The 22,800-nt window shown below is 66.1% G+C and carries 21 protein-coding genes and 1 tRNA gene; 3 read left to right on the plus strand and 19 right to left on the minus strand.

What is annotated here, in order from left to right; genetic code table 11:
* Positions 1 to 17 precede the first annotated feature (17 nt).
* Positions 18 to 1,055, minus strand: a complete 1,038-nt coding sequence (locus tag F793_RS0105230; RefSeq protein ID WP_018881785.1) for a DUF21 domain-containing protein — start codon at positions 1,053 to 1,055, stop codon at positions 18 to 20.
* 225 nt (positions 1,056 to 1,280) lie between these two features.
* Between F793_RS0105230 and F793_RS0105235 the strand changes: the two genes are divergently transcribed.
* Complete coding sequence (locus F793_RS0105235; protein ID WP_018867815.1) at positions 1,281 to 1,730, plus strand: host attachment protein; 450 nt, start codon at positions 1,281 to 1,283, stop codon at positions 1,728 to 1,730.
* A gap of 100 nt (positions 1,731 to 1,830) precedes the next feature.
* Here the strand turns inward: F793_RS0105235 and F793_RS0105240 are convergent, their stop codons facing one another.
* Both F793_RS0105240 and F793_RS0105245 read right to left on the minus strand, forming a co-directional pair.
* Positions 1,831 to 2,415 carry a histidine phosphatase family protein gene (locus tag F793_RS0105240; RefSeq protein WP_018877172.1) on the minus strand — a complete coding sequence of 195 codons (585 nt, stop codon included), beginning with the start codon at positions 2,413 to 2,415 and terminating at the stop codon, positions 1,831 to 1,833.
* Between the two features lie 113 nt (positions 2,416 to 2,528).
* The gene (locus tag F793_RS0105245) at positions 2,529 to 3,125 is read right to left on the minus strand and encodes a histidine phosphatase family protein (protein ID WP_018881787.1); all 597 of its coding nucleotides are present in this window, start codon (positions 3,123 to 3,125) and stop codon (positions 2,529 to 2,531) included.
* 164 nt (positions 3,126 to 3,289) lie between these two features.
* On the opposite strand from F793_RS0105245, the gene F793_RS0105250 reads away from it, so the two are divergent.
* Positions 3,290 to 4,114 (plus strand): proteasome-type protease, encoded by an 825-nt coding sequence (locus tag F793_RS0105250; protein WP_018880339.1) that lies wholly within the window; start codon positions 3,290 to 3,292, stop codon positions 4,112 to 4,114.
* A 39-nt stretch (positions 4,115 to 4,153) separates the two neighbouring features.
* Here the strand turns inward: F793_RS0105250 and F793_RS0105255 are convergent, their stop codons facing one another.
* Together F793_RS0105255 and F793_RS0105260 are read right to left on the minus strand one after the other, a co-directional pair.
* Positions 4,154 to 5,113, minus strand: a complete 960-nt coding sequence (locus F793_RS0105255; protein WP_028485126.1) for an alpha-E domain-containing protein — start codon at positions 5,111 to 5,113, stop codon at positions 4,154 to 4,156.
* A gap of 1 nt (position 5,114) precedes the next feature.
* Complete coding sequence (locus tag F793_RS0105260) at positions 5,115 to 6,563, minus strand: circularly permuted type 2 ATP-grasp protein (RefSeq protein ID WP_018877170.1); 1,449 nt, start codon at positions 6,561 to 6,563, stop codon at positions 5,115 to 5,117.
* A gap of 130 nt (positions 6,564 to 6,693) precedes the next feature.
* Between F793_RS0105260 and F793_RS0105265 the strand changes: the two genes are divergently transcribed.
* Positions 6,694 to 6,972, plus strand: coding sequence for a hypothetical protein (locus F793_RS0105265; protein WP_018867809.1), 279 nt, complete (start codon positions 6,694 to 6,696; stop codon positions 6,970 to 6,972).
* 125 nt (positions 6,973 to 7,097) lie between these two features.
* On the opposite strand, the gene F793_RS0105270 is transcribed toward F793_RS0105265, so the two are convergent.
* From F793_RS0105270 to nuoK, 14 genes are all read right to left on the minus strand, one after another.
* A complete protein-coding gene (locus F793_RS0105270) occupies positions 7,098 to 7,715 on the minus strand; it encodes a class I SAM-dependent methyltransferase (protein WP_018867808.1) in 618 nt (205 codons plus the stop codon).
* Between the two features lie 67 nt (positions 7,716 to 7,782).
* The gene (pnp, locus tag F793_RS0105275) at positions 7,783 to 9,870 is read right to left on the minus strand and encodes a polyribonucleotide nucleotidyltransferase (RefSeq protein WP_018877169.1); all 2,088 of its coding nucleotides are present in this window, start codon (positions 9,868 to 9,870) and stop codon (positions 7,783 to 7,785) included.
* Positions 9,871 to 9,991: 121 nt separating this feature from the next.
* Entirely contained in the window at positions 9,992 to 10,261 is a 270-nt protein-coding gene (gene rpsO / locus F793_RS0105280) for a 30S ribosomal protein S15 (protein ID WP_018867806.1), read from the minus strand.
* 124 nt (positions 10,262 to 10,385) lie between these two features.
* Entirely contained in the window at positions 10,386 to 11,345 is a 960-nt protein-coding gene (truB, locus tag F793_RS0105285) for a tRNA pseudouridine(55) synthase TruB (protein ID WP_018881788.1), read from the minus strand.
* A gap of 31 nt (positions 11,346 to 11,376) precedes the next feature.
* Positions 11,377 to 11,844 (minus strand): 30S ribosome-binding factor RbfA, encoded by a 468-nt coding sequence (gene rbfA / locus F793_RS0105290; protein WP_018867804.1) that lies wholly within the window; start codon positions 11,842 to 11,844, stop codon positions 11,377 to 11,379.
* On the minus strand, positions 11,844 to 14,585 hold the full coding sequence (gene infB / locus F793_RS0105295; protein WP_018881789.1) for a translation initiation factor IF-2: 2,742 nt from the start codon (positions 14,583 to 14,585) through the stop codon (positions 11,844 to 11,846). The genes rbfA and infB overlap by 1 nt, the downstream gene beginning before the upstream one ends.
* A 63-nt stretch (positions 14,586 to 14,648) precedes the next feature.
* A complete protein-coding gene (nusA, locus tag F793_RS0105300) occupies positions 14,649 to 16,145 on the minus strand; it encodes a transcription termination factor NusA (RefSeq protein ID WP_018881790.1) in 1,497 nt (498 codons plus the stop codon).
* 74 nt (positions 16,146 to 16,219) lie between these two features.
* The gene (rimP, locus tag F793_RS0105305; RefSeq protein ID WP_018867801.1) at positions 16,220 to 16,675 is read right to left on the minus strand and encodes a ribosome maturation factor RimP; all 456 of its coding nucleotides are present in this window, start codon (positions 16,673 to 16,675) and stop codon (positions 16,220 to 16,222) included.
* A gap of 213 nt (positions 16,676 to 16,888) precedes the next feature.
* Positions 16,889 to 16,965: transfer RNA gene (locus tag F793_RS0105310), tRNA-Met, on the minus strand.
* 60 nt (positions 16,966 to 17,025) lie between these two features.
* Positions 17,026 to 17,370, minus strand: coding sequence for a DUF2818 family protein (locus F793_RS0105315; RefSeq protein ID WP_018881791.1), 345 nt, complete (start codon positions 17,368 to 17,370; stop codon positions 17,026 to 17,028).
* Positions 17,371 to 17,373: 3 nt separating this feature from the next.
* Positions 17,374 to 18,822 carry an NADH-quinone oxidoreductase subunit NuoN gene (gene nuoN, locus F793_RS0105320; protein WP_018881792.1) on the minus strand — a complete coding sequence of 483 codons (1,449 nt, stop codon included), beginning with the start codon at positions 18,820 to 18,822 and terminating at the stop codon, positions 17,374 to 17,376.
* Positions 18,823 to 18,835: 13 nt separating this feature from the next.
* Complete coding sequence (locus F793_RS0105325) at positions 18,836 to 20,350, minus strand: NADH-quinone oxidoreductase subunit M (protein ID WP_018867798.1); 1,515 nt, start codon at positions 20,348 to 20,350, stop codon at positions 18,836 to 18,838.
* A gap of 52 nt (positions 20,351 to 20,402) precedes the next feature.
* Positions 20,403 to 22,412 (minus strand): NADH-quinone oxidoreductase subunit L, encoded by a 2,010-nt coding sequence (nuoL, locus tag F793_RS0105330; protein ID WP_018881793.1) that lies wholly within the window; start codon positions 22,410 to 22,412, stop codon positions 20,403 to 20,405.
* A 6-nt stretch (positions 22,413 to 22,418) separates the two neighbouring features.
* The gene (gene nuoK, locus F793_RS0105335) at positions 22,419 to 22,724 is read right to left on the minus strand and encodes an NADH-quinone oxidoreductase subunit NuoK (protein WP_018141813.1); all 306 of its coding nucleotides are present in this window, start codon (positions 22,722 to 22,724) and stop codon (positions 22,419 to 22,421) included.
* Between the last annotated feature and the right edge of the window lie 76 nt (positions 22,725 to 22,800).

Below are 22,800 nucleotides of genomic sequence, written 5' to 3' on the forward strand. Positions count from 1 at the left end.
GCCTCCTGCGCTCGCGCTCAGACCGCTCCCGGGGTGTCGGCCGGGGCTGGCTGTCCCACACCACGCAGCAAACGGCCCAGGATATCGGTCCCGCTCAGGATGCGCCGCTGGTCCTCGGTCCACAGCAGGATCACGTCGTCGCCGACCACGGTGTCGCCACTGCTGGCCGGGCGCACCTTGAAATGCGGCACCAGCCCGCCCAGACGTCGCCCCCCATCACGCACCACCAGGGGATGATGGCAGTGATGGTGGGGATCAAAGCGTTCCGGTGCAAACAGGGCCTCGCGGGTAAACTCCGGGACCCGGATCACCGTGCGCGGCTCGCCTTCGGGGTCGGTAATCACTATCCATCCCCGCCCCGGCCGATTGAGCCGAACCAGGAACGGATCATCGGTCCGCGGCGCGATCGCGGGGAAGACCGGGCGCCCGTCCGCGAATTCCATGGCGACCACGCTGTCCGGATCCAGCGCCTGCCCCTCGTGCTGCACCAGGATGTCGTCCAGCTCCAGGAAATTGCGGGCACCGCGGCCCTCGACCCGCGTGATCTCGCTGCCGTGCTCCTGCATATGCAGATCGATCAGATAGTGCAGATCGCGCTCCGGAAAGAACCGGATCTCCTCGCCGCCGAGCCAGCGATCCAGCACCCAGGCCGTGGGGCGCGCCACCGGATACATCAGGAACTGGTAGAACCGCAGCAGCGGATAGAGCGCCCCGGCCACCTTCAGCGCGTGCCGGGAGAAATAGGACTGCGGCAGGATCTCGGCAAAGATCGTGATCACGACCGTGGAGAACAGGAACGCCGCCACGCCCCCCATCACCGAGCCCGACAGCAGCGCCAGGAGCACGTTGACGGCGACATTGCCCCAGAGGATGGTCACCAGTGCAAAGTTCGCATCGCCGCGCAGGGCCAGCAGGCGTTCCGCGCGCGGATCCCCCTTCTGCGCCTGGACCTCCAGTTCCAGCTTGCTGCGCGAGAACAGCCCGAGATTGAGCCCGGACAGGATAGCCGATTGAGAGAGGCAGACGAGGATACCCAGCCAGGTCAGGAGGCTCATGGGGTCTTTACCTTGGCTCGCGCATACATGGCATCAGGGTACCGCGCCGTACGCCGTGCGCGCCCGCACGGAACAGGCCCTGCGCTTTGCGATACCACCCCAAGCCGCTGCAGAGCATCTACACTCGAAGACGGGGCCGGTGCCTGCCGGGCCGGCCCCGCAGCGGTCCCGTCGCCCCGTCCAACGGGTACCCGGGGCCACCGTCTACGCCACAGGAGGATCTGCATGGACACTGTCTGGATCGTTGTCGCCGATGCCGCGCGCGCCCGCATCTTTGCCTGCGAGGGCCGCGCCTGTCAGGGGATGCACGAGAGCGAGACGCTCTCGCACAGCGAGTCCCGCGCCCACAACCAGGATCTCGTCTCGGATCGCCCCGGGCGCAGCTGGAGCAGTGCCAGCGGGGATGCGCGGCACGCCATGCAGGAGAGTACCGATCCCGCCGCCAACGAACGCAACCGTTTTGCCCGCCAAGTCGCCGAGCGGCTCAAGGCCGCCTATCACGAGGGCACCTTCAAGCGACTCGTGATCGTCGCCGCGCCGACTTTCTTGGGCGCCCTGCGCGAGGTACTGGACCCGACCGTCGCCCAGAGCGTTACCGCCGAGGTGGCCAAGAACGTGACCAAGTCCACCGACGCCGCCAGCCTGCGCAAGCACCTGCCGGATTTCCTCTACTGACCGACCCGCCCCGGCCCCGACCCGGGGCCGGCCTTCACCACGCGCGCCACACCCAAGCGACGGGCGCGCGATTGTGTGCATGGATCCGAGTTTTCCTGGCTCAGTGCATCAGGTCATCGGGCTGCAGCGTTCCGAGCAGACGCGGCCCGTCAGTATGCGGCTCGAACACGGCCATCTCGGCCTCGTCGATCTCCACCTCCGCGGCGTGGCGCAGGTTCAGGTCATGGCCCACGATCACAATGTTCTTCCCCGGGGCTTCGGGCGGCGTGTTCAGGTGCCGCCGCAGCCCTTCGATCAGCTCCTCGCGGCGCGCAGCATCCTGAATAATCGGCAGATTGTAGAGTTCGGTCCGGATCTCGTACTCGCCGAACCCGTAGTGCGCGGTCTCCCAGTTACGGCAGAACTCGCTGGTCAGCACCTGCTCGACCGGTATGGCGTGCCGCTCGAAGCCCTTGCCCACCTGCCGCGCCTGTTCCCGCCCGCGGGTGCTCAGGTTGCGCTGCCCTTCGCAGTCCGTCATGTCGGAGAGGTCATAGTCGTCGTGCGACCGATCCGTGGCCGCATGCCGCCAGTAGATCACCAGCCCGCCCGCCTGCAGGCGCTCGATCAGGGCCTTCGGTGCCAGCGGCTCGGCGCCGGCCGGGGCCACCATCGCCAGCATCAGGGCCAGTACTCCACCCACCATCCCGTTCATCACCACATCACCCCCGATCTTTCCGCCCTCCCCTTTGCGTAGACGCTCCGGCGTCATTCTGCCCGGCCACGCGACCCCGGCCCGCCAGGGTGGGCCGGGGTCGCTTAGTCGAAATCCTCGGGGGTCAGTATGCCGAGCACGCGGGGCGCATCCCCGCCCGGCTCGAACACCGCGATCTCGCCTTCGTCGATGCGCACCCGCGCCGCGCGCTGGAGGTTGATGTTGTGCCCCACGATCACCACGTTGCTGTCGCCATCCTCCGGCGGCGTCACGAGATAGTCCCGCAGGGCCGTCACCAGCGCCTGCTGTCGCTGACGGTCGCGCACCGGCGGCACGTTGAACAGGTCGTCCCGAACCTCCCAGGAGCCCTCGCCGAAGGCGATCCGGGCGCTGTCGATATTGCGGCAGAACGCCGAGCTCAAAATGCGCTCGACCGGGATCGCGTGACGTTCGAAGCCGGCGCCGACCCGGCGCGCCTGCTCGCGTCCGCGGTCGTCCAGATTGCGTTGCATCTCGCAGCGGCTCATGTCGGTAAGGTCCTGATCGCGGCGACTGCGATCGGTGGCCGCATGCCGCCAGTAGATCACCAGCCCGCCCACCTGCATGCGCTCGATCAGGGCATCGGGCTCGAGCGCATCGGCACTCGCCAACGAGGGCAGGAACAGCAGGGTCAGCAACAGCCACAGGCCGGAACGAAACATCGGCATCTCCTCGCAAGAACACGCATTCAGTAGGCCTGCAGACCACGCGGCGGGGGCACCGGTTCGGTGCATCCGCCGACGGCACTCAACGCGACACTGCGTTGACGCCCCCCGACCCCAGCCCTAGTATGCCGTCACTGCCTTGCCCGGAAACCCGCGCCCCCATGACCTACTGTGTCGCCATCGACCTGGACGACGGCCTCGTCTTCGCCTCCGACTCCCGCACCAATGCGGGCGTGGACCAGGTGAGCACCTACAGCAAGATGCACACCTTCGAGATCGAGGGGCAGCGGGTATTCGTGGTCCTCGCGGCCGGCAACCTGGCCACCACGCAGTCGGTCGTGCAGCAGCTCAAGCGCGACATGGAGGAAGGCGCCGAGGAAAGCCTGGCGACGGTGGAGCGCATGTCGGATGCCGCCGAATACCTCGGCCGGCTCAACCGCGAAGAGGCGGAGAAACACTCCGAGGCCCTGTCCCGCTCTGGCATCAAGGCCGAGGCCACCCTGATCATCGGCGGCCAGATCGGCGACGATGCCCCGGCGATCTTCATGGTCTACCCGCAGGGCAACTACATCACCACCTCGCAGCAGACGCGCTTTTTGCAGATCGGCGAGAGCAAGTACGGCAAGCCGATCCTGGACCGCATCATCGAACCGGCCACCCCGCTGGGGGATGCCGCGCGCTGCGCGCTGGTCTCCATCGACTCGACCATTCGTTCGAACCTGACTGTGGGGCCCCCGATCGAGGTGATGGTCTACGAGCGCGGCACCCTGACCTTCGACCATTACCTGTGCCTGGAGACCGACGACGCCTACCTGCGCTCGCTCACCCAGGCCTGGGACACCAACATCAAGAAGGCCTTCACCGACCTGCCGCGCTTCGACTGGGAGTCCGCCCACGCGCGCAAGCAGCGCGGGACGCGGGTCAGCCGCGGCTCCGGCAAGGCCGCAGCGCCCACTTCGAGCAAAGCGAAAAAGTCCCGCCGCTGAACGGATCGCAGCTTCACCCGCGATCCATCGAATGCCTCCCTATGCCGCCTGCGTCTGGGTTTGCGCCGGCGCGATCCGGAACCAGGTCTCCACGTTCGCACCGTGGATGTCCCCGATATCCCGCTGCAGCACATCCATGAAGGCATGCAGGCCGTCTTCCGCGATCAGCTCCTCCACATGCGCACTGGAGGCGTGGCGGCGCGCCTGGATCACCAGGCGCAGCGGCAGTTCGTTGCGCGGCAGCTTCTCCAGCGCATCCTGCACCTGAGTCAGGGCGTGGGTCACCGAACGCGGGAAGGCGGTGTCCTGCAGCAGGAACCGCACCACGTCCACACCGTTGATCCGCCGCTTAACATGCTGGCGATACATCTGGAAGCCACTCCCCGAGCGCAGGATGCTGGTCCATAGCAGCCCCTCGTAGGGCTCGGGATCCTCGCCGTCCTTTTTCAGGAGTTTGAGGGCGCCCACGTCGACATGCCGGGTGGACATGTCGGCGCGCTCCAGATTGCGCCCCAGGCGGATGAAGTCATAGGCCGCATCATGACTCATGGTGCCGGCCAGCAGCCCTGTCAGGGTCTGGCAGCGCTGAACCACCTCGGAGAGAAACTCGAACCGGCCGCGCTTGCCGATGCCCTGATCGATATGGTCACGGGCGAACAGGTACAGCTCGTTCATCACCTCCCAGGCCTCGGAGGGAACCAGATCGCGGGTGGTACGCACATTCTCGCGCGCCGCCCGCAGGGAGTTGAGCACCGAACTCGGGTTGTCGGCATCCGCCAGCAGGAATTTCACACAATTGCGTTCGTCGTCCCGCTGATAGTGATTATCGAACAGGTCCTCGTTGCCGGTGACCTCGACCAGGCCCTTCCACGACACCTGCACCGATTTCGGCATGTCCAGCGCCAGCAGATTGAAGGCCGTGACCATGCGTGCCGTATTCTCGGCGCGCTCGACATAGCGCGCCATCCAGTAAACGCGTTCGGCGACTCTCGAGAGCATCTCAGTTCTCCTCGTCCACGATCCAGGTGTCCTTGCTGCCCCCGCCCTGCGAGGAGTTCACCACCAGCGAGCCCTTGCGCATGGCCACGCGCGTCAGCCCGCCGGCGGTCACGTCGGTGCGCACCCCCTGGAGGATGAACGGGCGCAGGTCCAGATGGCGCGGCTCGATCTCGTCGCCGCACAGGGTCGGGGCGACGGAAAGATCCAGCGTCGGCTGGGCGATATAGTTGCGCGGGTCCTTCTTGATCAGCTGGGCAAACTCGGCCCGCTGCTTCTTGGTCGCGTGCGGGCCCACCAGCATGCCGTAGCCGCCGGACTCGTTGGCCGGCTTCACCACCAGCTCGTCGAGGTGGTCCAGCACATAGGCGCGATCCTTCTCGTTCACGCAGAGATAGGTCGGCACATTGGGGATGATCGGTTCCTGGTCCAGGTAGTAACGGATGATCTCGGGGACATAGGCGTACATCACCTTGTCGTCGGCCACGCCGGCACCGGGGGCGTTGGCCAGGCCCACGTTCCCCTTGCGCCAGGCGCGCATCAGTCCGGGCACGCCCAGCATCGAATCGGGGTTGAACACCTCCGGGTCGAGGAATTCGTCGTCGATGCGGCGGTAGATCACGTCCACGCGCTCAAGACCGTCGATGGTGCGCATGTAGACGCAGTCGTCGTCCCCGACGACCAGGTCCGCGCCCTCCACGAGCTCGGCGCCCATGCGCTGGGCCAGGAAGGAGTGCTCGAAGTACGCGGAATTGTAGATGCCGGGCGTCAGCACCGCGATCTCGGGATAGTCCTGCGGGCGCGGCGAGATCGACGCCAGCATGTCGAACAGCTGAGTCGGGTATTCATCCACCGGCAGGATGCTGGAGCTCTCGAACATCTCCGGGAACACGCGCTTGGTGACCTGGCGGTTCTCCAGCATGTAGGACACCCCGGACGGGACGCGCAGGTTGTCCTCCAGTACGTAGAACTGCCCCGATCCGTCGCGCACCAGGTCGGTACCGCAGATATGCGCCCAGACGCCCTGCGGCGGCTTGATGCCGATGCACTGCTCGCGGAAATTCTTCGACTGGTTCAGAACGTAGCGCGGGATCACCTTGTCCTGAAAAATGCGCTGCTCGTTGTAGATGTCGTCGATAAAGAGATTCAGCGCGTTCAGGCGCTGCTCCAGGCCGGCGGACACCTGGTCCCACTCCTTGCGCGCGATCACCCGGGGGATGATGTCGAACGGCCAGGCGCGGTCGATATTCTCGCCCTCCGTATACACCGTAAAGCTGATCCCCATCTCGAGGATCGCGCTGTCCGCGGCCTGCTTGCGGCTGTGGATCTCGCCCTCGTCCAGCGAGGCCAGGTATTCCGCCAGCGCCTTGCCCGGCCCGCGCGGCTTGCCGGGCTTATTGATCAGTTCGTCATAGAACGGGGCGGGGTCATAGCGCTTCCAGTCGATGGCCATTCGTCGGATCCTCTGACGCGGTGGGCGGGTTCCTCTACAGTAACGCCTTTTCCGACCACTGGCGCGACGGCCAGGGCCACTCAGACGTCTCTCTGAGGCTTTCGTCCGCTACAGCCCGACCGAGGTTCCCATGCCCGACGCACTCGAACACCGCCTGATCGCGCTCTTCCAGCACCCGAAGATCCAGGGCTGCAACTGGCAGCCGCGGCTGTTCTGGCACGCCGCCGCGGACGGGTCACCGTTTGGGCGCCTGCGGGTGGACGGGGGCGAACTGGAGGTCTTCCTGGCCACGATCGTCGGCGAGGCGTCCACCGAGCAGGCGCGCCTGGACCGCGAACAGGACGGGCGAGGCCGCTTCATCGCGGCCAATGCGCGCCGCCACGAGCTGCCGCTCTTCACACGCCTCTGACACACCCCGGAATCATCACGCGCCCCGTCATCGCGAGGAGCGTAGCGACGTGGCGATCTCCCGGGGCGGCCCCTAGGGGGCATTCCAAGGCAGTGCTTGTAGCGGAGCCCGGCGAGCGGCGCCGCTCAGGCAGGCTTGCGGAATTCGACCTGTTTCCAGTAGCCGAACAGGCTGGCCGGGGCGACCATGCAGGGTTCCTGCCCGGTGACGCGGACAAAGTCCTCGAACTCCATATCGGGGCGAAATCCGACGGCCTTGGACAGCGGGCGCAGGCAGCGCTCGAAGCCGCGCAACAGCCATTGCTGCGAGGCGAAGTGATTCACCACCAGCAGGCGACCGCCGGGGCGACAGACCCGCCACATCTCGGCGAACAGGGCGTCGGGGTTCGGCACCACCGTGGCCACGTACATCGCCACCACCGCATCGAAGCTGTTGTCGGCAAAGCCGAGTTGCTCCGCGTCCATTTCGCAAAGCCCGGATACGGCCGGGAGTCCCCCGTTCAGGCGGCCCCGTGCGACCTCCAGCATCTCCCGGGAGACATCGATCCCGACGACCTCGCAGTCGTCCGGGTAGTCCGGCAGCGAGATGCCCGTACCCACCCCGACCTCGAGGATGCGCTTGCCGGAGAGCGGTGCCAGGGTTTCCTGCGCACTTGCGCGCCCGGTCGCGAACACCCGCCCGAACGTCGCGTCGTAATGACGGGCGTAGCGCCGGTAGCTCTTGCGAATGCTGACGAGATCCATGCCGAAGCGTCCCGAATCTGAATGGCCGGGCACCGCAACCCGGTGCCCGTGAACGAAACGAGCCCGATCAGGACTCGGGTTCGACTGCCTTCATGCTCAGACGAATGCGCCCCTGCTTGTCCACTTCGAGTACGCGAACCGTCACGGAATCCCCCTCGGCGAGGAAATCGCCCACGTTCTCGACTCGCTCGTCGGAGATCTGCGAGATGTGCACCAGGCCGTCGCGGCCCGGCAGGATGGAGACGAACGCGCCGAAATCCATGATCTTGGCGACCTTGCCGGTGTACTGCCGGCCCACCTCGATATCCGCGGTCAGCTCCTCGATGCGGCGCTTGGCCTCGAGACCCGCCGCCTGGTCGGTGGAGGCAACCTTGACCGTCCCGTCGTCCTGGATGTCGATGCTCGCGCCGGTCTCCTCGGTCAGGGCCCGGATGGTGGCCCCGCCCTTGCCGATCACATCGCGGATTTTGTCCGGGTTGATCTTCATGGTGATGAAGCGCGGCGCGTGGGAGGACATCTCGTCGCGATGACGCGGCAGCACCTCGTTCATGCAGCCGAGGATGTGCATGCGGCCCTCGCGCGCCTGCGCCAGCGCCTGCTCCATGATCTCGCGGGTAATGCCGTCGATCTTGATATCCATCTGCAGGGCGGTGACGCCGTCCGACGTCCCGGCGACCTTGAAGTCCATGTCGCCCAGGTGGTCCTCGTCTCCGAGGATGTCGGACAGCACCGCAAAGCGGTCCCCTTCCTTGATGAGGCCCATCGCGATCCCCGCGACCGGCGCCTTCAGCGGCACCCCGGCATCCATCAACGCGAGCGACGTACCGCACACCGAGGCCATGGAGCTGGAGCCGTTGGATTCGGTGATCTCGGAGACCACGCGGACCACGTACGGGAAGTCCTCGTCGTTCGGCATGGCCGCGGCGACGCCGCGCTTGGCCAGACGCCCGTGCCCGATCTCGCGGCGCTTGGGCGAGCCCACGAATCCGGTCTCGCCGGTGCAGTAGGGCGGGAAGTTGTAGTGCAGCATGAAGCGGTCGCGGCGCTCGCCCTCGATCGCGTCGATCACCTGGGCGTCACGGTCGGTCCCCAGCGTCGCGACTACCATGGCCTGGGTCTCGCCGCGCGTGAACACCGCGGAGCCGTGGGCACGTGGCAGCACGCCGGTGTCGATGCGGATCGGGCGGACCGTCTTGTTGTCGCGGCCGTCGATGCGCGGATTGCCGTCGAGGATGCGATCGCGCACCAGACGGTACTCGAGATCGTGGAAGGCGGTCTTGATGGCATCCGCCGATGGGCCGGACTCGGCGTCGCTGGCGAGGGCCTCGACGGCCTGGGTACGCAGCTCGCCGATGCGCTGGGTACGCGCCTGTTTCTCGGCAATCTGGTAGGCCTCGACCAGGGCATCGCCCACTACGGCCTTCACCTGATCCTCCAGCGAATCGCTGGTGGCCGGGGCCTCCCACTCCCAGGCCGGCTTGCCGGCCTCGGCCGCCAGCTCGCGGATCGCCTGGATCGCGGCCTGCATCTGCTCGTGGCCGAACATGACCGCCCCCAGCATCGCCTCTTCGGAGAGTTGGTTGGCCTCGGATTCAACCATCAGCACGGCATTCTCGGTGCCGGCCACGACCAGATCGAGGTCGGACTCCTCCAGCGCGCTGTAGGTCGGGTTCAGCAGGTACTCGCCGGCGCGGTAGCCAACCCGCGCGGCCCCGATCGGACCCGCGAACGGGACCCCGGACAGCGCCAGCGCCGCGGACGTGCCGAGCATCGCGGGGATGTCGGGATCCACCTCGGGGTTGATCGACATCACCGTCGCGACCACCTGGGTCTCGTTCTTGAAGCCTTCCGGGAACAGCGGGCGGATCGGGCGATCGATCAGGCGCGAGGTCAGGGTCTCCTTCTCGCTCGGACGCCCTTCGCGCTTGAAGAACCCGCCGGGGATCTTGCCCGCGGCGTAGGTGCGTTCCTGGTAGTTCACGGTCAGGGGAAAGAAGTCGCGTCCCGCATCGGCCTCCTTGCGGGCGACCACGGTGACCAGGACCACGGTCTCGGCCATGTTGACGAGGACGGCGCCACTGGCCTGGCGAGCGATGTCACCGGTTTCGAAGGTGACCGTATGGTTTCCGTACTGGAACGACTTCTTGTATGCCACGTTATTTCCCGTTTCCCGTGTTCATCCAACGTTGATGCCTGAATTCTGGCCTTCGCGGGCCATTGCGCGGCCCCGAAAGCGAACAGGCCCGCACCAGTGGCGCGGGCCTGTCGTGCCGGCCTTAGCGGCGCAGCCCAAGCTCCTGAACCAGGGCCTGATAGCGGTCCTGGTCGTGGCGCTTGAGGTAGGTCAGCAGCTTGCGACGCTGGCTGACCATCTTCAGCAGGCCGCGGCGCGAGTGATGATCCTGCTTGTGCTTGTCGAAGTGCCCCATCAGATGCTGGATGCGGGCCGTCAGCAGCGCGACCTGGACCTCCGGCGAACCGGTGTCGTTGGCATCGCGCTTGTGCTTCTCGACGATGGCCGATTTTTCTTCGGTAGTGAGCGACATGAAAACCTGACTCCTGAGATTACTTGACCGTTAATCGACCAGTGGCGCTGGCGATAGGCGCGCAATGGTACCACGGCCCACGCCGGCATGAACAGAATACAACCACCCGCTTGCCGGGCCGCCGTCAGGCCGCGGGAACGAACAGCCGCCGCGCCCGCACCTGCCCCGCGTCGTCGCGCACCCCCACCGCCAGGAAGGCCCCTGCGGCATCGAACACCCGGACCAGGGCCCAGCCGGTTTCGGATTCGCGCGGGGCATCGGACGCGCCCGGGGCCTCGGCGATCACCGCCGTCGCCGCCGCGGGATTGCCGTGGCGCATGGCGGCACTGGCGGCCGCATCCAGGGTCACCGCCGGCCAGTGCGCGAGCGCCGCCTCGGCGGGTTGCAGCAGGGCTTCGATGGCCGCGGCCCCGCCGGCCTCGAACGCGGCCTCGACCGTCTCCAGCGACACCATGGACTCGGCATCGAAATGGCCATGCCCGACCCGGTGCAGGGTATCCACCGCCGCACCGCACCCCAGCGCATGCCCGATATCGGCGACCAGCGACCGGATGTACGTGCCCTTGGAGCAGTGCACCTCCAGGCGCAGCCGGTCCGGGGCGGTCTGCTCGATACGCAGGGAATGTATACGGACCGGGCGCGGCGGCCGCTCGACCTCCACCCCGCGCCGCGCCAGCTCGTACAGCCGCTGGCCCTGGTGCTTGAGCGCCGAGACCATCGGCGGGACCTGGGCCTGATCGCCGCTGAAACGCTGCTCCAGCTCGCGCAGGGTGGTCGATGCAATCGCCGGCACCCGGGACTCGCGGATCACCTCGCCATCGAGGTCGGCGCTGTCGGTCTCCACTCCCAGCTGTGCCTCGGCGATGTAGCGCTTGTCCGCATCCAGCAGCCAGCCGGAGACCTTGGTCGCCTGACCGAAGCACAACGGCAGAAGGCCGGTCGCCCGCGGGTCCAGTGCCCCGGTGTGACCGGCCTTCTTCGCCTGCAGCAGATACTTGACGCGACCCAGCGCCTGGTTGGAACTGCGCCCCCGAGGCTTGTCCAGCAACAGGATGCCGTCGACCTCGCGCCGCTTGCCCGCCATGGATGGATCGCCCGACCGGAAACGCCGGGGCTCAGGCCCCGCGTTCCGGCCCTTCGCCCGGGTCACGGGCGTCCTCGGCATCCCCCTGTGAGGACTCGCCGCTACCGTCCCCGGCATCGGGATCGTCCGCGTGGTGCGCACGATCCTCGGCCAGTGCCTGGTCGATCAGCGACGACAGGTGCGCCCCGCGCTCCGGGGTGTCGTCGTAGGTGAAGCGCAGTTGCGGCACCGAGCGCAGGCGCATGCGCTGCCCCAGAGCCCGGCGCAGGAACCCGGCGGCATTGTTCAGCCCCTGCTGCGCCTCCGCGCCCTTCTCGGCTCCGCCCAGCTGGGTGAAATACACCCGGGCATGAGCCAGGTCGCGGGATACCTCGACCCCCGCCAAGGTGATCATGCCAACGCGCGGATCCTTGACCTCCATGCGGATGAGCTCGGCCAGCTCGCGCTGAATCTGCTCGCCGACCCGGTCCGAGCGATGAAAGTCGCGGTTTCCGGGCATCAGAGGGTCCGGGCCACCTCGACGCGCTGGAAGACCTCGATCTGGTCGCCCGCCTTCACGTCGTTGTAGTTCTTCACCGCGATCCCGCACTCGGTGCCGGCCTTGACCTCGTTCACGTCGTCCTTGAAGCGACGCAGGCTTTCCAGCTCGCCCTCGTAGACCACCACGTTATCGCGCAGCACGCGGATCGGATTGCCACGCTTGACCGCGCCCTCGACCACGAGACAGCCAGCGACCTGGCCGAAGCCGGAGGCCTTGAACACATCGCGGACCTCGGCCAGACCGATCACCTCTTCGCGGATCTCGGCCGACAGCAGGCCGGACAGCGCCTGCTTCACGTCGTCGATCGCCTCGTAGATCACCGAGTAGTAGCGCACGTCGATCTCGTTCTCGGCGGCCAGGCGCTTGGCGCCCGCATCGGCACGCACGTTGAACGCGATCACGATCGCCTCGGAGGCCATCGCCAGGTTCAGGTCGGACTCGGAGATCCCGCCAACCCCGGCGGAGACCACCTTCACACGCACCTCGTCGGTGGACAGCTTGACCAGCGATTCGCGCAGCGCCTCGGCCGAGCCCTGCACATCCGCCTTGATCAGGATGTTCACGGTGGCGATCTCGCCTTCCTGCATCTGGTTGAAGATGTTCTCCAGCTTCGCCGCCTGCTGCGCGGCCAGCTTGCGCTCGCGCTGCTTGGTGTCGCGATGTTCGGCCACCTCACGGGCAGTCTTGTCGTCCGCGACCACCAGGACCTCGTCACCCGCCTCTGGCACACCGGACAGGCCGAGGACCTCCACGGGCATGGACGGACCGACTTCCTTCACCGCCGTGCCGGTATCGTCGAACATCGCCCGCACGCGGCCGTACTCCTTGCCCGAGAGCAGGATGTCGCCGTGCTTGAGCTTGCCGGACTGGACCAGGATGGTGGCCACCGGGCCGCGGCCCTTCTCCAGGCGCGATTCGATGACCACGCCACGCGCCGGGCCCTCGTCCGGGGCCTTCAGTTCCATCACCTCGGCCTGCAGGCCCAGGGCCTCCAGCAGTTCGTCGATCCCCTGTCCGGTATGGGCAGAGACATGGATGAACTGGGTATCGCCGCCCCAGGCCTCCGGGATCACTTCGTGCTGGGCCAGCTCGTTCATGACGCGCTCTGGTTCGGCCTCCGGCTTGTCGACCTTGTTGACCGCGACCACAACGGGCACACCCGCCGCCTTCGCGTGCTGGATGGCCTCTATGGTCTGCGGCATCACGCCATCATCCGCGGCCACCACCAGGATCACGATGTCGGTGGACTGCGCGCCCCGGGCCCGCATCGCGGTGAACGCGGCATGGCCGGGCGTATCCAGGAAGGTCACGCCGTCGTGGTTGTTCTTCACATGGTAGGCGCCGATGTGCTGGGTAATGCCACCCGCCTCGCCAGAGGCGACCTTCTCCTTGCGGATGTAGTCCAGCAGCGAGGTCTTGCCGTGGTCCACGTGACCCATCACGGTGACCACCGGCGGGCGCGGCTTGGCCTCGGCGGTCTGCTCGAGACCGGTATCGATCTCGTCCTCGACCGAGGTCTCCTTGGCCGCGATGGGGTTGTGCCCCATCTCCTCGACCACCAGCATCGCCGTGTCCTGGTCGATGGACTGGTTGATGGTGGCCATCACACCCATGCCCATCAGCGCCTTGATCAGCTGCGGCGCCTTGATCGCCATCGCCTGCGCCAGGTCCGCCACGGTAATGGTTTCCGGCACCTCGACATCCCGCACCACCGGCGCGGTCGGCTTGGCAAAGCCGTGCTTGCTGGTCACCGCCTGGGCAGCCGCGGACTGGGCCTTGCGGCTCTCGCCCTTCTTGCGGCGCCCGCGCCGGTCGCCGGCCACATGCAGTTCCTTGCGATCGTCCTTGCGGCCGCCCTTGCGGGCACCCTTGCCGGCCTTCGCATCACCTGCCGGCGCCGCGGGCGCCGCCGCCCTGGCCGCAGCCTCGCGTTCCAGACGCGCCTGTTCTTCCTTCTCGCGCTTGGCCTCCTGGGCCTCCAGCTCCTTCTGCCGGCGCTTCTGGCGTTCCTCGCGTTCAGCCGCCTCCTGCTTGCGCGCCTCGGACGCCTTGCGCTGGGCCTCGCGCTCGGCCTCGACCTGCAGCGCCAGCTGCTCGGTGCGGCTCAGCGGACGTTTCGGCTTGGCCGGCTCCGGCTCCGGCGCGGCCTCTTCGGCGGGCGCCTCCTCGACGGGTTCGGGTTCGGGTTCGGGCTCCGGCTCGGCGGGCGCCTCGGGCTCCTCGACCGGGGCTTCCTCGGCCGCCGGGGTCTCCTCGGCCGGCGACTCGGCGACCGACTCCTCCACCGGGGCCGCGGCGCGGGTCTCTTCGGGGGCCTCCGGCGCCGGGGCCTGTTCCTCGACCACCGGGGCCTCTTCCACCGGCGCCTCGGGCTGTGCCTCGGCGGGCTTGCGCTTCAGCGTACGCTTCTTGCGCACCTCGACGTTGACCGTCTTGGAACGGCCCTGGCCAGAGCTGACCTTGAGGGTCTGCGCCTGGGTGCGGCGTTTCAGGGTCACACGCCCCGACTCGCCGCCTTCGCCGTGCGACTGGCGGAGGTGATCGAGCAGCTTGCGCTTTTCGGCATCGGTGATCGCCGCCTCGGGACCATCGACCTCGACGCCCGCCTCCTTGAGCTGAACCATGAGGCGGTCAACCGGTGTCCCCACCGATTCCGCGAATTGCTGCACTGTCATTTGCGCCATGGCGCCTACCTCCATTCCAGATTCTTTTCAGGCCAGCCGACAGCCGGGATACGGGTTCGCGATAACGGCGACCGGGGGTTAATCCCCGGTCTCGAACCACGGGGCGCGCGCCGTCATGATCAGCGCCGACGCCTCCTCCGTATCCAGACCGGTCATCTCGACCACGTCGTCGGATGCCTGCTCCGCCAGGTCCTCCATGGTGCACACGCCGTGTGACGCCAGCTTGTTCGCCAGCGCAGCGGTCATGCCCTCCATGCTCAGGAGATCCTCGGCGGGCTGATAGCCCTCACGGCCTTCCTCGGCCGCAATGGCCTTGGTCAGCAGTGCATCGCTCGCGCGGTTGCGCAGCTCCTCGACCATGTCCTCGTCGAATTCCTCGATCGCGAGCAGCTCGGCCTCGTCCACGTAGGCCACCTCGTCCAGGGTGGTAAAGCCTTCCTGGACCAGGATGCCGGCGACTTCCTCGTCGACATCCAGGGCCTCCATGAAGAAGGTGACCAGCTGCTGTGCCTCGGCCTCGCTCTTCTCGGCCGCCTGCTCCTCGGTCATCACGTTCAGTTCCCAGCCGGTAAGCTGGGAGGCCAGGCGGATGTTCTGCCCGCCACGACCAATCGCGAGCGACAGCTTGTCCTCCTCGACCGCGATGTCCATCGACTGCTTGTCCTCGTCGACCACGATCGACAGGACCTCGGCCGGCGACATCGCATTGATCACGAACTGCGCCGGGTTCTCGTCCCAGACGATGATGTCTATGCGCTCGCCCGCCAGTTCATTGGAGACCGACTGCACGCGCGATCCGCGCATGCCGACACAGGCCCCGACCGGATCCAGGCGCGGGTCGTTCGAGCGCACCGCGATCTTCGCGCGCATGCCCGGATCGCGCGCCGCGCCCATGATGTCGATGATGTTCTGCCCGACCTCCGGCACCTCGAGCTTGAACAGTTCGATCAGGAACTCCGGCGCGGTCCGGCTGAGGATCAGCTGCGGTCCGCGCGCCTCGGGACGGATCTCCTTGAGGAAGCCCCGCAGGCGGTCATTGGTGCGTACCGTCTCGCGCGGGATCATGTGTTCGCGCGGAATCAGCGCCTCGGCGTTGCTGCCAAGATCCACGTAGGTCCCGTTGCGGTCGGTGCGCTTGACGATACCCATGACCAGCGTGCCCACGCGATCCTGGTACTCCTCGACCACCTTGGCGCGTTCCGCCTCGCGCACCTTTTGCACGATGACCTGCTTGGCGGTCTGGGCGGCGATACGCCCGAAGTCGACGGCCTCGACCGGCTCCTCGATCACGTCGCCAACCTGCGCATCGGGGTTCTTCTGCTGGGCATAGGACAGCAGGATCTGGTACTCCGGGGACTCGAACTCCGGGTCCTCGTCGTCCACCACGGTCCAGCGCCGGAAGGCCTCGTAGTCGCCCTCCTCGCGGTCGATGCTTACGCGCACGTCCATCTTGCCGCCGTGGTACTTGCGGGTCGCCATCGCCAGGGCCGATTCCAGGGCGTCGAAGATGATGTCCTTCTCCACTCCCTTCTCGTTCGCCACGGCATCGGCGACCAGCAGGATCTCCTTGTTCATGTCTTGCCTCTCCGCACTCGGCAGTCACCTGCCGATTCAACAAAAGCGTAGCAGCGTCCCACGCAGCAGCCGCGTTACAGCTGCTCCAGGACGCGCGCGTTGTGGATCGCGGCCAGCGGCAGCTCGTAGGCCATGCCGTCCACTTCCACCTCGATCATGGGTTCGTCCACCGACAGCAGCACGCCACGGAAATTGCGGCGATCGTGCTCCGGCCATGACAGGCGCACCTTCACCGGGTGTCCGATGTAGCGCCGGAACTGCTCGGGGGTAAACAGGGGGCGTTCAACGCCCGGGCTGGAAACTTCCAGGGTGTAGTTGCCCTTCAGGACCTGCTCGACTTCCAGTACCGCGCCCACCTGCTCGCTGACCCGTGCGCAGTCGTCCACCGTGACGCCATTCTCGCCATCGATAAAGATCCGCACGACGGGCGGCTTGGAACCGGCGTGATACTCCAGCCCCCAAAGCTGCATGCCCTCCCCCTCGACCACCGGGGTGAGCAGCGTGTTCAGTTGTTCAGCCTTCTGCGACAAGGGCGTCTCGATCGACTCCGTCCCGATGGCGGGACCCGGAAACAAAAAAAGGGCGCCGAACGCCCCTCGTACACCTCTAACGATGGCTGCAGCGAACCTTCCGCTGCGAGGCGCGCGGGAGCGCGGCCTTAAGGACCCAGCCCGGCCGCGAGCAGTTGCGGCCGGACCATCGATCCTTAACAAAAAGGCCCCATACGGGGCCTCTCTGACAATTGGTAGCGGGGGCAGGATTTGAACCTGCGACCTTCGGGTTATGAGCCCGACGAGCTGCCAGACTGCTCCACCCCGCATCCGAGACGCAGAACTATACCAAAGCGCCGTCCGGCGCCGCAAGGGTTTCCGATGATTATTTACCGGGTGCGGCGCTCGCCGGTACGCAGATGCGGGCGCAGGTCGTAGCGCCAGATGTACCCCGGCAGGGCGAACATCGCGAACAGCGACAGGGTGATCACATAGAACTCCCAGCCCTGCGAATGGATGCCGCCGGTTGCCTGGAACTCCAGCCCCTTACCGATCAGCCCGGCGAGGATATAGAGCCCGAACCACTCGAAGATCCGGGTCCAGGGACCCTTGGTCCCATCTTTCGGCAGCACCATCAATGCGATGCGCTCACTCAGCCACGGCAGGTTCGCGCTGATGAACGCGACTACCACAAACCCCCAGACGAGGGCCTCGAACGGAATCCACTGTGTCACGACTTACCCAATGATTGCGTAGTGGGTGAGAGACAGCAGAAGCCCCGGGAAAATTCCCAGCAGCAGTACCGCCAGCCCGTTGATGCTGAGCGCGGTGGCCAGCGCGCCGGACGGCTGCACCGGCTCCTCTGCGCCCTCCTGCGGGTCGTCGAAGAACATCATCTTGACCACGCGCAGGTAGTAGAAGGCGCCGATGATGGAGAAGATCACCGCAACAATCGCCAGCCACACCAGGTCCGCGCCCACGGCCGCCTGGATCACCGCCAGCTTGGCGTAGAACCCGACGGTCGGCGGCACGCCGGCCATCGAGAACAGCAGCAACAGCATGATGAAGGCGAACCAGGGGTTACGCTTGGCCAGGCCCTTGAAGTCGTCGATCTGGTCGGCTTCATACCCCTTGCGCGACAGGAACACGATCATGCCGAAGCCACCGGCCGCGGTGATCGCGTAGACGATCACGTAGAACATCGCCGAGGCGTAGCCGCTGTCGGTCCCCGCCAGGATGCCCATGAACAGGAAACCGATATGGGCAATGGTCGAGTAGGCGAGCATGCGCTTGATACTGGTCTGCGCGATCGCAATCACGTTGCCCACCGCCAGCGACAGCACGGCCAGGATGATCAGCATCCCCTGCCAGTCCGCGTGCATCGGGCCCATGCCCTCCACCAGCAGGCGCATCAGGAAGGCGAACGCGGCGATCTTCGGCGCGGTGGCAATGAACAGCGTCACCGCCGTCGGGGCGCCGTCGTAGACATCCGGCACCCACATATGGAACGGCACCGCCCCCAGCTTGAAGGCGACGGCCACCACCAGGAACACCAGGCCGAACACCAGCGGGATGTTCAGGCTGTCGTCCGCGGCCACCAGCTCGGCGGCGATCACGGCGATATCCAGCGAGCCGGTCATGCCATAGATCATCGACATGCCGTACAGCAGCAGGCCGGAGGCCAGCGCGCCCAGCACGAAGTACTTCATCGCCGCCTCGGTCGCCCGGCTGTTGTCGCGCCAGAAGGCGACCAGCGCGTAGGACGACAGCGACAGCAGCTCCAGGCCCAGGTACAGGGTCAGCAGGTTGTGCCCGGAGATCATGATCATCATGCCGAGCACCGCAAACAGGCCCAGCACGTAGAACTCGCCCTTGTGGATACCGCGCTCCATCAGGTATGGACGGGCATACAGGAACACTAGGAAGCTGGTCACGTACACCGCGACCTTCAGGATGTCGGCCATCGGGTCCTTCACGAAGGTATCCGAGAAGGTCAGGACCGTCTCCGGCCCCATCAGCCACAGCGTCAGGCCGGCCGCCGCGACCAGCGTCGCCTGCACCAGGCCGTAGGTGACATCGCGCCGCGAATCCGGCAGGAACGCGTCGATCACCAGGATCAGGCACGCCATCCCGAGCACGAACATCTCGGGCACGGCGGGGAGGAAATTGGGGATCTCGAAATTCATGTCAGGCGTCCCTTCAGAGCTTCGACTGCGCGATATGCGCCACGAGGTGGTCGATGGTCGCGTTCATCACATCCAGCAGCGGCGCCGGCCACACACCCAGCAGCAGGGTGAAGAAGGCCAGCACGCCCATCAGGAAGAACTCGCGGCGGTTCATGTCGGACAGGCCGGCCACGTTGTCATTGGCCACCGCGCCGAAGATCACGCGCTTGACCAGCCACAGGGTGTAGCCCGCGGCCAGGATCAGCGTGGTCGCGGCGAGGAAGGCGATCCAGAAGTCCGCCTTGAACGCGGCCAGGATGACCATGAACTCCCCGACGAAGCCCGAGGTGCCCGGCAACCCGGTGTTGGCCATCGCGAACAGCACGAAGAACGCGGCGAACCACGGCATGGTGTTCACCACGCCACCGTAGTCGGCGATCTGCCGGCTGTGCAGGCGGTCGTACAGCACGCCCACCGCGAGGAACATCGCCGCCGAGATGAAGCCGTGCGAGATCATCTGCACCATGCCGCCGGCAATACCCAGCGAGGCCCCCTCCCAGTCACCGGTGTTGGAGTAGATGTAGAAGGCGAGGAAGAAGCCCAGGGTCACAAAACCCATGTGCGCGATCGACGAATAGGCGATCAGCTTCTTCATGTCGCTCTGGATCAGCGCCACCACGCCGATGTACACGATCGCGATCAGCGACAGCACGATCATCAGCGTATCCAGCACCGCGCTGGCATCCGGGGTAATCGGCAGCGAGAAGCGCAGGAAGCCGTAGCCCCCGATCTTCAGCATGATCGCGGCCAGGATCACCGAGCCGCCGGTGGGCGCCTCCACGTGCGCATCCGGCAGCCAGGTATGTACCGGGAACATCGGGATCTTCACCGCGAACGCCATGAAGAACGCGAGGAAGATCAGGATCTGCGCGGTCATGCCAATCTGCAGGGCATGGAAGTCCTGGATCAGGAAGCTGCCGGACTGGATGTACATCCAGATCAGCGCGACCAGCATGAACACCGAGCCGAGGAAGGTGTAGAGGAAGAACTTCAGCGTCGCATAGACGCGCCGCGGCCCGCCCCAGATCCCGATCACCAGGAACATCGGGATCAGCATCGCCTCGAAGAACACGTAGAACAGCACCGCGTCCATCGCCGCGAACATGCCGATCATCAGGCCTTCCATCACCAGCATCGCGGCCATGTAGTAGGCGATGCGGTCCTTCACCGATTCCCAGGCCGCCACCACGACCACCACGGTGATCAGCGTGGTCAGCAGGATCAGCGGCATGGAGATCCCGTCCACGCCCAGGTGGTAGTTCACGTTGAACGCGGGAATCCACGAGGCCAGCTCCTGGAACTGCATCTCCGCGGTGCCACGCTCGAACGCGAACCACAGCGGCAGACTGGCCACAAAGGTCGCCACGGCCACCGCGAGCCCGAGCCGCCGCGCGACATGGGGCGCGTCGCGCCCGGCGGCAAGCACCAGGAAGCCGCCGAGAATCGGCAGCCAGATCAACAGACTCAAGATAGGCCAGTCAGCAAACATGGTCGTTCCTTGAAACAGCGATGGACTTCGAGCGCATGGGTGTCGAAGCCGCTCAGATCACGTAGGCGAACATCAGGACCAGCAGGCCGATGATCATCACGAACGCATAGTGGTAGAGGAAGCCGGACTGCATGTGGCGAATGCGCGCGGCGATCCAGCCGACCGAGCGCGCAGTCCCGTTGACCAGCAGCCCGTCGATGATCAGCGCGTCACCGTAGCGCCACAGCGCACGGCCCAGTCGCACCGTCCCGCCGGCGAAGAACCAGTCGTTGAAGCGGTCGAAGCCATACTTGTCCTCGAGGATGCGCACGCCCAGCTTCAGCCGTTCGGCGATCACGCCCGGCAGTTCGGGCCGCTTCATGTACAGGTACCAGGCCGTACCCAGGCCGGCCATGGCCAGCCAGAACGCGGGCAGCATCAGGCCGTGCAGGACGAAGCCGATCACCCCGGTGTAGGTCTCGCCCTTGGTCGCCAGCACGTCCTGCTCCGGCAGCACGAACAGGCTGTCGGCGAAGAAGTCGCCGAACAGCATCGGGCCGATGAAGTAGCCGGCCACCACCGACGGGATCGCCAGCAGCACCAGCGGAACAGTCACTACCCACGGCGATTCCTTCGGCTGCAGCGGGCCGTGGTGATGATCGTCGGCATGCTCGTCGTCGTGGTCATCGCCATGGTCAGGCATGTACTTGTGCGCCTGGTCATAGCGCTCTTCGCCATGGAACACCATGAAGAACATGCGGAAGGTGTACAGCGCGGTCACGAACACCCCGGCCAGCACCAGCCAGTAGGCAAACGTCGCCCCCGGGATCTGCGAGTAGCCGACCGCCTCGATGATCGCGTCCTTGGAGAAGAACCCGGAGAAGAACGGGAACCCGATCAGCGCCAGCGAGCCGATCAGGGCGGTCACATAGGTGATCGGCATGTGGCGGCGCAGGCCGCCCATCGCGCGCATGTCCTGCAGGTGGTGCATCGCGATGATCACCGAGCCCGCGGCCAGGAACAGCAGCGCCTTGAAGAAGGCGTGCGTCATCAGGTGGAACAACCCGGCGGCGTAGGCCGAGGCGCCCAGCGCCACGGTCATGTAGCCCAGCTGCGACAGCGTCGAATACGCCACCACCCGCTTGATGTCGTTCTGGACAAGCCCGATCAGGCCCATGAAGAACGCGGTGATCGCCCCGATGATCAGGATGAACGACAGCGCCGGGACGGAGAACTCGTACAGCGGCGACATGCGCGCCACCATGAAGATGCCCGCGGTCACCATGGTCGCCGCGTGGATCAGCGCGGAGATCGGGGTCGGACCCTCCATGGAGTCCGGTAGCCAGACGTGCAGCGGCACCTGGGCGGATTTGCCCATCGCACCGATGAACAGGAAGATCAGCGCCAGATCCAGCAGGCCGAAGGTCCAGCCCGGCCAGATGGTGATGGTCGCATCCCGCATCGACTCGGCTTCGGCAAACACCTCGGTGTAGTTCAGGCTGCCGGCGTAGAACACCAGCGCGGCGATCCCGATCAGGAACCCGAAGTCCCCCACCCGGTTCACGATGAACGCCTTCATGTTGGCGTAGATCGCGGTCGGACGCTTGTACCAGAAGCCGATCAGCAGGTAGGAGACCAGACCCACGGCCTCCCAGCCGAAGAACAGCTGCATGAAGTTGTTCGCCATCACCAGCATCAGCATGGAGAAGGTGAACAGCGAGATGTAGGCGAAGAAGCGCTGGTAACCCGGATCGTCCTGCATGTAGCCGATGGTGTAGATGTGCACCATCAGCGACACGAAGGTGACCACCAGCATCATCATCGCGGTCAGGTTGTCGACCAGGAACCCGACCTCGAACTGGATGCCGTCGGAGACCATCCAGGTGTAGACGGTCTCGTTGTAGACCCCGGCATCCCCGAACACGTGGGCCCAGAACACCACCACGGACAGGATGAACGAGATCGCCACCCCCAGGATGGTGACGCTGTGCGCGCCGGTACGCCCGATCTGGCGGCCGAAAAGTCCGGCGGCGATCGCGCCGAACAGCGGCGCCAGAACGATAAGCAGATAGATCGTATCCATGGCCCGTTATCCCTTCATTGCGTCCATGTCCTGGACGTTGATGGTTCCGCGGTTACGGAACAGCAACACCAGGATGGCGAGGCCGATGGCCGCCTCGGCCGCGGCGACGGTCAGGATGAAGAACACGAACACCTGGCCCGCGAGGTCCTGCAGGAAGAACGAGAAGGCAATGAAGTTGATGTTGACCGCGAGCATCATCAGCTCGATGCACATCAACAGCACGATCACGTTTTTCCGATTCAGGAAGATCCCGGCCACGCTGATGGAAAACAAAAGCGCGGCCAGCACCAGGTAGTGCTCTAGCGTAATCATGTTCTAGCCCTGAGTTCTTTCGGGGGCGGCGTCCGCCCCCGGTGTCCGGGTCCCGCCGCGCGCGGCCGGGATCCCC

It is taken from the genome of Thioalkalivibrio sp. ALE22, from assembly GCF_000381445.1.
Lineage (GTDB): Bacteria > Pseudomonadota > Gammaproteobacteria > Ectothiorhodospirales > Ectothiorhodospiraceae > Thioalkalivibrio.